This is a genomic window from Pseudoalteromonas sp. SWN29 (assembly GCF_015864465.1).
Taxonomy (GTDB): domain Bacteria; phylum Pseudomonadota; class Gammaproteobacteria; order Enterobacterales; family Alteromonadaceae; genus Pseudoalteromonas.
Genome location: NZ_JADYXE010000052.1, coordinates 1 through 12,806, shown reverse-complemented (window position 1 = coordinate 12,806; position 12,806 = coordinate 1). Strand labels below are relative to the sequence as shown.

Here is a 12,806-nt window from a genome sequence, read left to right as displayed (position 1 = left end):
TGCACTTAGTTTAAAAAATTGCCATAATGCTCGCGATATTTCGCGAGGTGCATTTATGATAAAACAATTTTTAAACGATCCTAAGTTATTGCTCAATGCAGTAGGTGAGGGCATATATGGTTTTGACCTATCGGGTAATGCTGTGTTTGTTAATCCTGCCGCTGAGCGCATGACTGGTTGGCGAGCAGAGGATTTATTAGGTAAAAAAATACATCAATATCATCACCATACTCATGCTGATGGTACGCCTTATCCTGCGGATGAATGCCAAATATATTGCACCATGTTTGACGGAAAACGTCGTGAAGTTAAAAATGAAATTTTTTGGCGTAAAGACGGCAGTTCGTTTGCAGTAGAGTACACTTCAACACCGGTTTATCGAAATGATCAATTAATTGGTGCAGTAGCAGTATTTCGCGATATATCACAGCAGCAACACACACAAAATGCACTGCAAGAGGCACTTGAGCAAGTAAAGCATTTAAGTGAGCAGCTAAAAGATGAAAACAACTACTTAATTGCAGAGCTTAACGAAGATTGGCAAGACTCAGGGCTAGTTGGACAAAGCCATATTTTTCAAACCATGTTAGATCAAATAAAGCTGGTAAGTGAAACCGACAGTACAGTGCTTATACTTGGCGAAAATGGCACAGGTAAAGAGCTAGTAGCCCGTAACTTGTATCGGTTAAGTAAACGCAGCGAGCAAGCTTTTATAAAAGTAAATTGCGCTGCATTTACACCGAGCTTGCTAGAATCGGAATTGTTTGGCCATGAAAAAGGTGCGTTTACAGGTGCAAATGAACGTCGTAAAGGGCGCTTTGAACTTGCTGATAAAGGCACCTTGTTTTTAGATGAGATAGCAGAGCTGCCGCTTGAGGCGCAAAGTAAATTACTCAGAGTACTACAAGAGCAAGAGTTTGAACGCGTAGGCGGCAGTAACACACTAAAAGTAAATATTAGAGTGGTTGCCGCGACTAATCGCGATTTATGGGGAATGGTACAAAAGGGCACGTTTAGAATTGATTTGTATTATCGGCTTAATGTATTTCCTATAAAAGTGCCTGCTTTAAAAGATCGAAAAGAAGATATTCCTTATTTATGCACTAATTTAATTACACAATTAAATAAACGACTGGGCAAACATTTAAAAGGGCTAAGTAAAAAAGCAATTACACAACTGCAAGCCTACGATTGGCCTGGCAACATTAGAGAGCTGCAAAATGTGCTTGAACGCGAAGCTATTTTATCTAATCAGTCTGTTTTACAGCTAAGCCAACCTTTACAAGCGGGTGGTGAAGTAGTTATTAACCCTTCGCTTACGCTCGATGAAGCACAAAAGCAGCATATAACCTCTGTTCTCGCATTATCGCACTGGCAAATATCGGGTGATAAAGGAGCGGCCGTTAAACTGGGTTTGCCTGAGAGTACACTGCGCTCAAAAATGCGAAAACTGGGTATAAATAAAGATTAGCGAGAATTCGTTATATATCGCGTAATTCGCTTTATATCGCGATTGTTGTTTTTGTTTATTTTAATAAGTATATAAATATCAATAAGGTAACTTAAGTTTCAGTTTGGTCTGAAAGTTGCAATAGTTTGCTTAACACCGTCATAATAAAGCAAGTACTATGAAGTTTGATATTAAAGAAGAAGACATGATCATTAAGCCCTACAACAACGAAGGGCCAATTTATATCCGCGAGCAAAAAGGTTTTTTTCAGCGCATACGCCGTAATTTAGGCTGGTTGTTAATGCTAACTTTTGTTGCAATACCGTGGATCCAATACAACGGACAACAAGCTGTATTGCTTGACGTGGCAACACAAACATTTACTATTTTTGGTTTAACACTCCTTCCTCAAGATTTTATGATTTTAGCGCTGCTGTTTATGGCGGGTGCCTTTGCGTTGTTTTTTGTAACTAACTGGCTTGGTCGGGTTTGGTGTGGGTATACGTGCCCTCAAACAATATGGATGCTCATGTTTTCGTGGGTAGAGCAGCGTATAGAGGGCACGCGAAATCAGCGAATAAAGCTAGATAAATCAGAGTGGACGCTAAGTACTTGGCGTAAAAAAATAACTAAACACAGCGCATGGATTGTTATTTCTATTTTAACTGCCACCTCGTTTATGGCGTATTTTATTCCGGCTAAAAGTTTGTATATGGAAATGCTTACGTTTGAATGGTCAGGTATTACAAGTTTTTGGGTGTTTTTATTCGCTTTTTGTACTTATGGAAATGCAGGGTTTTTACGCGAAAAAATGTGCACTATTGCATGCCCATATTCTCGTTTTCAGGCTGTTATGTTTGATAAAGATACGTTGCTTGTTACTTATGACAGTAAGCGAGGTGAAAGCCGTGGTCCGCGTAAGCGTAAAGCCGATCCAAAGGAGCTTAACCTAGGTGACTGCGTAGACTGTAACTTGTGTGTAGACGTATGCCCTGCAGGTATAGACATTCGAAATGGAATGCAATATGAATGTATAAACTGTGGTTTATGTATTGACGCTTGCGACGATACCATGGATAAATTTGGTTACGAAAAAGGCTTAATTAAATACGCGAGTGAAAAACAAATGGAAGGGGGGAAAACCAATCCATTTAGGTTAAAACTAGTAGGATACGGCGCATTAACGGCTTTGTTAATCATTTCTATGTTTGCATGGATGCTGCAACGTACCCCCATAGAAGCTTCGGTACTACGCGACAGAAATGCGCTCTACAGATTGAACTACGAAGGCCTTGTAGAAAACCCTTACACACTTACTATTATTAATAAAACCCAACAAGCACTGCATTACAGCATCGCTATAGAGGGTTTACCTGGTGCAATACTCTCAAGCCCACGCTCTACACTTGTTCAACCGGGTGTTATGAAAAGCGTACCAGTGACCGTAACAGCCGATGGTTACGATATTGAGCGTAAAGTGAGTAAGCTACAGTTTATTGTAACGGCGCAAGAAGACGCCAGTATTACTATAACCAAAGACAGTCAGTTTTATAAAAACTAAGATTGATAAAGCTTCATAAAAATACAAAAAATGCCCAAATAGATATTCTCCTTGGGCATTTTTTATGTGCGGTTTTTATATGCAGTTTCTATTGCGTATTTGCACCTATATATTTCAGTGCGCTTGTTATAACGGCTACTTGTGCCAAAATACATTCTTCATCGGTGGCAGTTGGGCTATCTGGGTACACTTCAGTGGTTGTTACGAAGGGTGCATCAGTAAAGCCCATACATAAACCTAAATCGCGTGCTGCATAGTTAATCACGCCAAATTGCTCTTGCGGTACGCCTATTAGCTGGTTGTTTTCATCGCTCGGTGCAATATGGGTTACCTTTGCAACGCTTTCAATAATCACTTTTTGAAACTCTGGCTCAGGCTTTTTGGTGTCTGCAACTAAATAAAACCCATCAGGTATGTTCCAGTTAGTATTTGTAGTGCCTTCACGCGCAGCAAGTGCGGGCCTAAATTCACTGTTATCGCTGTCTGTTGTTTCGTGTAAATCAATATGAGCGATTAAGTCAGTACCTAATGATTTTACAAACGCCATAATAGCGGCTGATTCTTGAGCTGGGCTACCCTCGTAAAATGAGCGATTAGGATCAATAGCATCTGGGTTCCAACGGTTTATAGTCTCGTAACCCCAAGGGCTAATGCAGGGGGCAACAATAATATTAAACTGTTCGCAATATTGCATAGCCGATGTTTTAGCAAACCTAAGTGCGCCATGTACGCCACTTGTTTCATAGCCATGTACACCACCGGTGATTAAAACAGTTGGTTTATTAGCATTAAAGTTAGGCGTTTTTAATATATATAATGGGTAAGTACCTGCGGCGTAATTAAGCTCGCCGTATTGCTCTATATCTAAGGTGTTTTTAAGATCATTAATTAGCGTTACGACTTCGTTTTGGTAACTGCGTTTAATGCTTTGGCGTGCTAACCACTGGGCTTTATCGTTGTTATTCCATTTTTTGCCAGGTGTGCCAATCGGGTATGTGCTATTAGTCATAATAAACCTTTATATCAATTATTATTAGCCCTCATAAAAATTAGGAGGGCAATTACAATTGGTAGAATTATTTAATAAAGGCATAGCTTAACGCTGAGTAAATTAGCGTGCAAATTAAAACGTTAAAGTCATATTTTTAATAGCGCGTGTTTGCTGCGCCCTAATATAGCTTTGGTTTGCATATTCACCCGAAATACTACCGAACCGTTCGCGTTTAATATTAATTGTTAAATTACATGCTTTATTTTTATTTACTTGCGAGCTGTTAAACATATCTAAGCTTTGTAAATTTATTTCAAGGCGAGATGAATTAAGCGCAAAAAATGTTGACTGCAAAAGTGTTTCATTATTATTGGTAGTGCAACTACTGCTAAGTTCTACTTGGCTTGTACTGTTAGGATCAGTGCCATCTAATTGAACTGTAAGAGTGCTATTAATACCAAAATTTTGACTGTTACTCGGGGTTAAAATAATAAAATTTAAAGGCAGTTCTGCGCTTGAATTAGCATTTATACCATCGTCTCGTATAAATAATATATCAAACTGCTGATTATCGTCTGTTGCATTTATATAAGCTTGGTAATCAACGTCTAAAAAATCGGTATCTTTTGTAAGTACAATGGCAGTGTTATTAACAACAGCCCTTAATGAGTCGCTATCGCTTAAAACAATATTAGAGCCATTCGCATCTCCCGCATTTAGTTCTGCGTTAACACGCGTGCGGTTGCCGTCAGAAACCAGTTCAAAGCCAGCCCATATACCTTTTGTTTTTACTAAATCAGACTCTGTTTCTGATGTGCAAGCGCATAATGCGAAAATTAAAGCCGTTGTGGTAATGCATTTTTTAAGCATGTTAGCTCCTTTAAGCCACTTAACTAGGCAGTAAGTAATTGTTTAATTAAGAATAGTTTTTACAATTATATGCAATGGCCAGTTTGTATTTGTGCATTGTTACACAACAAGGCGTCTGTAAATGTTTAAATTTGTTAATGGTTGTAAATAAAACATTAAAACCTAAGTTTAAAAACCAATCCACTATTTAAATTGCTTACTAAATAAACACTAACTTAGCGCTAAATGTATTATAAAAGAGTGTGTTACAATCAATTAAAGTATATTTTCATATAGAGTATTATGGCGCAGTATATTGCTACTCCAAGTTGGCTAGGCCGTTTTTTTACCCGTATTAAACACGTAAGTATTGAACAAGAGCACCTTGTTGTGCATTTTAGACGTGCTCCCGCACGAACATTTTTAATTAAAGACTTTTATAATTACTCAATACTTAAAAACCGTTTATTTAGTGCCAAAATTAATTTGTGCGACAGCAGCAATACATCAATTAGCTTTTTAAACAAAGCACAGGCTAATACTTTAAATACTGCCATTAATACGCAGTTTTCGGCTATGCTTGAGCAAAAGGTAAATAACGCCAAAACTTTGCTAAAGCGTTATGCTTTAGATGAGTTTTTACGTGATAGTTCCCTAAATACACTTAATAACGATGTGTTTTCACTTGCTAAACAGTACGCTCAAAGTACAAATACATGGCAACAACACTTATCGCCAAGTAGTCTTAAATTTTTAAATATACTGAGCACCACACCCAATTCCCTTGATGCTATTGCACAGTTGCGCCATAAATATGAAAAAAAACAACTGATACTTAAAAATGATTTTTTTAATCAAGTAGAGTCAAATCCATTAACAACAGAGCAGCGTTTAGCAGTAATACGCGATAACGACAAAAATTTAGTATTAGCGGCAGCAGGCACAGGTAAAACATCTGTGATGGTCGCAAAGTCGCTAGATCTAATAGCGTGTGATATTGCAAAGCCCGAGCAAATTTTGGTACTGGCCTATAATAAAACAGCAGCTAACGAGCTTAAAGAGCGCTTTATTAAACGCGCCACGCATGCAAAATTACATACCAAAGCACCCACTATTTTAACGTTTCATGCGCTTGGGCTTAAACTATTACAAAGCGCTAAAAAACCTGTTGAGTTGTCAAAATTTGCAACAGACCCAGTTCAATTAAATAGTTGGTTAACGGCATGGGTAAGTAAAAAAATACAAACCGAGCCACAATTTTTAAAAGTATTTGTAGATTTACTCCATGAGCCAATTGATATATTTAGCTTTAAAGATAATGCACAGTACGAGCGATACATACGCGATAACGAATACCGCAGCCTTGCGGGTCATAAAGTAAAAAGTTATCAGGAGGTGTTAATTTCAAACTGGCTGCATTTAAACAGCGTGCCGCATAGCTATGAGGTGAATTATCACTTTGACCAAGGCACCGAGCTAAATAGGCAATATAAGCCTGATTTTTATATACCTCACTATGATATTTACTTAGAGCACTTTGGGATTGATAGGCAAGGTAATACACGTGCCGATATAGATAAAAAGCATTATAACGAGCAAATTGCATTTAAGCGTAAACTGCATAAACAAAATGGCACCACGTTACTCGAAACCTTTCATTACAACTGGGTAGAAGGAAAGCTAGAGCACACTCTCGCTAAGCAATTGAAGCAGCATAATGTTGAATTAACGCCTTTAAGTAACGATGAAATATTTCATACATTAAATAACTCAGGGCAGTTACAGCAAGGGATTGATAAGTACATAAAATGCTTACAAGCTATTCGAGTGGAGCAGCTAAGTAATAAGCAAATAGCACAGCGCATTAAACAAAGCGGTATTAAAAACTATCAACAATACGCAAACTTGTTAGTGCAAATTCATGAGGCTTATATAAATGAACTAAGCGCACAAAATGCCATTGATTTTGACGACATGATAATTCAAGCAACAAAGGCGGTGGTAAACGGAGATTTTAATATTGTGTGGAGTCACATTTTAGTTGATGAGTTTCAAGATATATCAAGCGCGCGTATGGCTTTTTTAAATGCCATATTAAAACATGGTAACGGAATACGCTTTACAGCAGTAGGTGACGACTGGCAGGCAATTTACCGGTTTTCGGGTGGTAACTTAGCGCTTACTACGCGCTTTAATGAGCTGGTGGGTAGCCACTCGCTTACAATGCTGCAAAAAACATTTAGATATAACAATAGTATTAGCGATGTAGCAGGGCGCTTTGTAATGCAAAACCCTGAGCAATATAAAAAGCAGATCAGCACACATACAAAAGTAACTACCCCCCAAGTTATTTTGTTAGACGACTTATACCAAGGCACTAAATCGATAGAAATAAAAGTACAACAAGCGATAAGCACTATTCAAAAAAATGATGGATCAGCCAGCATTGCCATACTTAGTCGATACCGATACATGTTAAATAGCGTGCAACAGCATTTAAAAGATAAAAAGCATACAAACTCTCTCCATTTTTGGACATTGCATAGTGCCAAAGGGCTTGAAGCCGATTACTGTATTATTATTGGTTTTGAACAAGGTAAATTAGGGTTTCCGAGCGACAATCAAAATAACTTGCTGGTGGAGTCGTTATTACCAAAGCAAGATGAATTCACTCACTCAGAAGAAAGGCGTTTGCTTTATGTAGGCATTACACGCGCTAAACATAAAGCGTATTTAATTGCTGACCCTTATGCATGCTCCGCATTTATAAAAGAATTAATAAATGATGATTACCCCATTCAAATTGGTTCCGCATTATTTAATAAGCCGCAACCAAAGCAAAGAGAATGTAGTACGTGCAGTGACGGGTTAATAGTGCCCAAAACGGGCCAATATGGTGATTATTATAGTTGTACTAACACGCAAATTTGCGAAACTAAATTGCGAGTCTGTAAAAGCTGTAGTAGCCCATCGGTTGATAAAAACACATACTCACAATGCGTGAATACAGAATGTAAAACGCAGCACCCAATTTGTGAAAAGTGTGGGCGCGAAATGCGCAAACGAAAATCTAAGCACGGTGAATTTTTAGGGTGCAGTGGTTTTGCTATTAAAGAAGACAACTGTAAAAACACACGAAAAATAAGTGCTTAACGGCTAATAAGCAGGTTTACACCTGTCTATTTTATAGAACAATGTAAATAAAAATTACATTCATTTTATTGATTTTAACAAGCTATCAATGTCTAATAGAATAATGAGCTTTAACTGTTGTTTATTATGCATTTTTTCAATAGATTCTTTTTATTAAACGACCACTATTCAGCCCCTGGTCAGGTTGCTAATTGGCGAATAAGTGCACTGCGCATTATTCTATCATTAGTAATGGTGTTATGTTTATCTGTGGCGTGTCACACGTACACAAGCGCTATTGAATTTAACTTAATTCATATTGTTGTATTAACAAGCAGCTTTCTTGCTACTGCATGCGGTTTACTTATAGCAAGTAAGCGTTTTTATCACTTTAGCGCTCATGCACTTTTAATCGCTATTGTGGCCGCTAGCGTGTCAATGAACTTATTTTTAACAGACTTAGAGCTTGCAAAAGTGGGCTCTATGTATATGTATTCTTGTCCGATAATTGCACTTATGCTGCTTGGTTATAGAACAGCCTTAGCTTATGGCATATTAAATATTGTGCCGTTTTATATGATCATAAATAGCGTTGATGTATCGGGTTTGACTGGCATAGCGCAACAACTTCCCGACGCGGACTTATACATTACAGGGCTTATATTTTTATTTTTTAACATATGTATTCCCCTTGCTGTAGCACGCACAATTGTGGCTGCTAAGCGTTTAAACAAAACAATGATAAGCGCTAATACACACCTTAAAGACAAAAATGAGCTTTATCGAAGCTTATTCACCGAATCAAATAAAGCCAAAATTATTGTTGACGAAAACCTTGTCATTACTGATTTTAATCAACATGCTATTGATATGTTTGGTATAAAAAAAGAATTAAAAGAAGAATGCGTTAACCTCTCTCATTTATTTCCTACTTTAGCTTTTGACGATCCAAATGCGCAAAATAAAATTGTGAAGTACAAAAAAAGCTATTTTAAAGCCAGTTATCAGCAAATAACAATGAGCACAAACTACCGTGTATACGACTTTTACGATTGCACGCAAGAACAGCTCATTAAGCAAAGCTTGTCGATGATGGAGCTAGAAAACAAACGATTACGCTTTAGAGACTCGCGAACAAGGCTACCTAATAGAGAATGGTTTGAACTGCAATGCGATAGGCTAACAAGTAAGTACCAAAAAGGTTTTTATATTGTTGTTGCGCAAAGTGCAAATAGTGAATACTTAAATTTAAAGCTCACTAAAGCCGACTCTCAAGCCTTACTGATTAACGCATACAAGCGTTTAAAAGCGATGCCAGATGAGCCGCTGTTGTGTGCTCATATAGGAGTCGGAAAGCTCGCTTTTATAATTGTGGCAAACTCGCAAAACGAGCTTGAAGATAAGCTATTAATACAAATAAAAAATACATTAGATAAAAAATATAATGTGTTTGGTACTAAGTGTCAGCAATCATTTTTATTTGGTTTTGCAAAGTATCCTGATCATGGAAAAAACAGCGCAACAGTACTTAGCAATGCATGCGAAGCACTTAAACTAGCAAATTGTAATATGGCCCTTAGTGGTTATAACGAAAAACAATCACAAGCTTTTATCGAAAAATACGAAATTTCAATGTTATTAGATGAAGCGCTTCAGCAGGGCGATTTGTCGGTGCACTATCAACCTAAAGTAGATGCAACGGGTCAATGTATAGGGCTTGAAGCCTTAGCGCGTTGGAACAGTCCAATACTGGGTAATGTGTCGCCAGTGGTATTTATTCCTATTGCCGAAGAATACAGAATGGTTAGTCGGCTAACCGACCTGATTATTCAAAAGGTGTGCGCTCAAATTGCCGATTGGACTAAAGCGGGTTTACCGAGTGTGCCGGTGGCAATAAATATATCTCTAATTGATTTTAGCCAAACCGATTTTATGTCAAAACTAGTTAAATACCTTGCCGACTTTAACGTAAAGCCGCCTCAAATAGAGTTAGAACTGACTGAAACTTCCCTTGAGGCTAACCAAGCCCATTCGTTAAAGCTTATGCAAACACTGCAATCGTGGGGTTTTACTATTTCGGTCGATGATTTTGGGGTGGGATATTCTAATATTGCACGCCTTGCCGACTACCCAATTAACAAACTCAAGTTAGATCGCTCATTAATAAGCCAAGTAACGAGCTCAAAGCGTCAAAAAAGTTTAGTTAAGGCAGTACATGCTATGTGTAAAGAGCTTGATATTAAGTGTGTAGCTGAGGGGGTAGAAACCCAAGAACAAGTAGCAATAATGGCGCAAATGGGGTGTAAAGAATTTCAGGGCTATTACTTTGCTAAACCAATGCCAGCCGAAAGATTTGCAGAACATGTTAGCCGCCATGGCTTAGTGTTTAACCCTGAAGAAGTGACAGCTCAACTTTAAATGTATTTAGTGGCCACTATATAGAACATGCTCACCTAAGAGCTATGCATGCTCTATAAAGCTAGCTTGGTTTTATTACCTAATTACAGAGTTGTTGGGCGTTTATAGTTATTTTGCACTGTTGCACAGCTCCCGATTTCCAATGCTGTATGTCTGATTGCGCAGTACAGCCTGCATCTTCAATTAAAGCAGTGTCAGCATCACATAAAAGTAATACGGCGTTATCATCTTGTACATCCACAATAAACGTGTACTCGTTAAAGGGCGTAAGTTTGCTTAAATCGTTATTAACGGCAGCTTTTAATAACTCATCAGTGGATGAATAGGGTGTTTCACTAAACTTTAAAGTGCCGTCTACAGCGGTAGCAATATCTTTTAATTGCGAGGCTAAATCGGCCATTATTTCTGGATTGTTATTTTTTGAAGTGTAACAACCGCTAAGTAATACAATTAAGCTTATGCAGAGTAAGTGTTTCATGCTATTTGCTCCATACCGTCATTGTGTTGTGCTCATCGTAGCCTGTGTCTAGGTTCCAGTTTTTAATTTCACTGTAATCAGTATCTAAAAATACGGCATTGGCAATAATGGTTATATAGTGCTGAATGTTACTAACGGCAAAGTCAAAAATATCGTTGTAATGCATTGGCTCGTGCGGTGTTTTTAGCTGTTCAATAAAAGTGGAGTCTACTTCGTTTGGGCGAGGATAAAACAAACCTAAATCAGCAGCAACATGGCGTGCACAGGCAAATAACCGATAGCTTTCTTCAGCATTATTTACTATAAGCTGAAAACCGTTATGCCATGAATTAAAGCTAGGCGCATGTTGTGCGGCGTAGCTTGGGTGAACTGTTAATAAAGCATGTTGCCAAATTTGTGCAATATCGGTATCAAAATTATCGTCCTCATTAGTACAAGACCCAATATTTTGTTGTACGCGATCAGCGTAGCCTAACTCACCTAAATTTAAACGTTGCCAAATAAACGCGTCTTGATTCATTTCACAGGTACGGTGCGCGGTTTGGTTTTGCTCATAGGGGCCAACTTTTAATTCAACAACCGGATGCACCGTTATATCTGCAGCAACATGGGCCATATAACCGCATAACCAAGCAAAGCACTTTTCAAATGCTTCATCTTCAAGTGTTTTACAGTATTCAATCATGGCTTTAAGTAAATCACCCGTGCGCTCGTAATGCATTAGATCGGCCCATGCATTTTGGCTAGGCTGCGCTACAGCTAAATAAGGGTAATCGGGGGCTACACAACCTAGTTCAAGGTATGCTTGGCGTTTACTTAAAATAAGTTTTGCCTTTTTAGGCATATCCATTTTAGCGAGTGACTTGGTTTGCGTTGCAATATTAACCGCAGTAATGTGCGCAAAAGCACCTGGCATTGTCATATCCTTATGATTTATAAATAGGGGTACAGATTAACATTGAGGCAGCGTTAAATAAAGTTAACTAAATGCAAGTATAGGGTGGCTAAGGCTATTAAATTAATTGTTCAACTAATTGGCCATTTTCGTATAATTTAGCATATTGACGTTTATGTTCTTCAAATAGATAAGCTCTTAGTTGCTCTTGTCCGCTATGAATTTGAGTTATTTTTGCTGCAATCCCTAGGCTACTTTGCCTAACGGGTTCTACATCCATTGATATGCTTTCTTTGTTGGGTAAGGTAAAGCTCATGTGCTGTAATTTTTTTAAGCTCTCTCCACTTTTTAATGGTTTTAAAAATATTCCAGTACTGGAAATCGATTCAATATTAAAACCTTGGCTTTTAATATTTAGCTCACTCCAGCGCCAACTACGTTGAGTGCCCTTTGTATCAATTACTTCTGGTGCGCTCAAAGTGGGGTTAATTACACCTAACTCATCAATTTTTAATTGCAGGGGAAACCAAAGTTGGTAATTAGCAACTTCAGCAAGCAAAGTTAGATTAGCGTGGGTAAAAAGGTGAGCAATACTCGCGGGTATAGAGCTTTTCATTGTAAGCATATGATCGCGAGGGGAACGTTGTTTTGTATTTGGTTTGAATAACTCAGCTAAAAAATTTACCTCTTCATTAGAAAAGTCCATATTTCACCCTGGTTACATAAAACAATGCACCACCGTAATTTAAACAATGGGTTTGATCAATAAATGCTCGGTTTAAATTTGTTTAGTCAATATTTACGAGAGTATTTGGCAAGCTAAACAATTTATTTAAATGATGTGTTTAACGTTATTATTTTTTCAGTGGTTAGCATTATTTAACATTTATAAAAATATATTTAGGCTCAAGTGGCTAGCTGTTAAACTGCAACACATTAGTTTTATAATTTATATTAGGGGCTGTTGATCTTTGTAGTACATATATTAATCAGCCCACATTGGTAGCCACATCATAGTGAATGCTAAAGCGA

Annotated in this window: 9 protein-coding genes; 4 read left to right on the top strand and 5 right to left on the bottom strand. The window is 37.8% G+C overall.

Translation table 11 applies throughout. From position 1 onward, the window contains the following. Positions 1-55 precede the first annotated feature (55 nt). Positions 56-1,471, top strand: coding sequence for a sigma-54 interaction domain-containing protein (locus I6F53_RS16980; protein ID WP_197240451.1), 1,416 nt, complete (start codon positions 56-58; stop codon positions 1,469-1,471). A 157-nt stretch (positions 1,472-1,628) separates the two neighbouring features. Further along, positions 1,629-3,011: a cytochrome c oxidase accessory protein CcoG gene (gene ccoG / locus I6F53_RS16975; protein WP_197240445.1), complete on the top strand. Its 1,383-nt coding sequence runs from the start codon at positions 1,629-1,631 to the stop codon at positions 3,009-3,011. Between the two features lie 88 nt (positions 3,012-3,099). Here the strand turns inward: ccoG and I6F53_RS16970 are convergent, their stop codons facing one another. Next, positions 3,100-4,020 (bottom strand): M14 family metallopeptidase, encoded by a 921-nt coding sequence (locus I6F53_RS16970; RefSeq protein WP_165739499.1) that lies wholly within the window; start codon positions 4,018-4,020, stop codon positions 3,100-3,102. Positions 4,021-4,134: 114 nt separating this feature from the next. Beyond that, complete coding sequence (locus I6F53_RS16965) at positions 4,135-4,872, bottom strand: hypothetical protein (protein ID WP_165728864.1); 738 nt, start codon at positions 4,870-4,872, stop codon at positions 4,135-4,137. A gap of 282 nt (positions 4,873-5,154) precedes the next feature. Between I6F53_RS16965 and I6F53_RS16960 the strand changes: the two genes are divergently transcribed. Further along, on the top strand, positions 5,155-8,004 hold the full coding sequence (locus tag I6F53_RS16960; RefSeq protein WP_197240441.1) for a UvrD-helicase domain-containing protein: 2,850 nt from the start codon (positions 5,155-5,157) through the stop codon (positions 8,002-8,004). A 126-nt stretch (positions 8,005-8,130) separates the two neighbouring features. Beyond that, entirely contained in the window at positions 8,131-10,401 is a 2,271-nt protein-coding gene (locus tag I6F53_RS16955) for a sensor domain-containing protein (RefSeq protein ID WP_197240437.1), read from the top strand. Positions 10,402-10,480: 79 nt separating this feature from the next. On the opposite strand, the gene I6F53_RS16950 is transcribed toward I6F53_RS16955, so the two are convergent. From I6F53_RS16950 to I6F53_RS16940, 3 genes are all read right to left on the bottom strand, one after another. Continuing rightward, on the bottom strand, positions 10,481-10,879 hold the full coding sequence (locus I6F53_RS16950; RefSeq protein WP_024593055.1) for a hypothetical protein: 399 nt from the start codon (positions 10,877-10,879) through the stop codon (positions 10,481-10,483). 1 nt (position 10,880) lies between these two features. After that, positions 10,881-11,795, bottom strand: a complete 915-nt coding sequence (locus I6F53_RS16945; protein ID WP_197240436.1) for a zinc dependent phospholipase C family protein — start codon at positions 11,793-11,795, stop codon at positions 10,881-10,883. A 97-nt stretch (positions 11,796-11,892) separates the two neighbouring features. Further along, a complete protein-coding gene (locus I6F53_RS16940) occupies positions 11,893-12,480 on the bottom strand; it encodes a hypothetical protein (RefSeq protein WP_024593053.1) in 588 nt (195 codons plus the stop codon). Positions 12,481-12,806 lie beyond the last annotated feature (326 nt).

Bases quoted from the DNA above. Each gene is read 5' to 3' on its own strand.
- I6F53_RS16980 (WP_197240451.1), top strand. From the start codon at position 56: ATGATAAAACAATTTTTAAACGATCCTAAGTTATTGCTCAATGCAGTA.
- ccoG (WP_197240445.1), top strand. From the start codon at position 1,629: ATGAAGTTTGATATTAAAGAAGAAGACATGATCATTAAGCCCTACAAC.
- I6F53_RS16970 (WP_165739499.1), bottom strand. From the start codon at position 4,020: ATGACTAATAGCACATACCCGATTGGCACACCTGGCAAAAAATGGAAT.
- I6F53_RS16965 (WP_165728864.1), bottom strand. From the start codon at position 4,872: ATGCTTAAAAAATGCATTACCACAACGGCTTTAATTTTCGCATTATGC.
- I6F53_RS16960 (WP_197240441.1), top strand. From the start codon at position 5,155: ATGGCGCAGTATATTGCTACTCCAAGTTGGCTAGGCCGTTTTTTTACC.
- I6F53_RS16955 (WP_197240437.1), top strand. From the start codon at position 8,131: ATGCATTTTTTCAATAGATTCTTTTTATTAAACGACCACTATTCAGCC.
- I6F53_RS16950 (WP_024593055.1), bottom strand. From the start codon at position 10,879: ATGAAACACTTACTCTGCATAAGCTTAATTGTATTACTTAGCGGTTGT.
- I6F53_RS16945 (WP_197240436.1), bottom strand. From the start codon at position 11,795: ATGCCAGGTGCTTTTGCGCACATTACTGCGGTTAATATTGCAACGCAA.
- I6F53_RS16940 (WP_024593053.1), bottom strand. From the start codon at position 12,480: ATGGACTTTTCTAATGAAGAGGTAAATTTTTTAGCTGAGTTATTCAAA.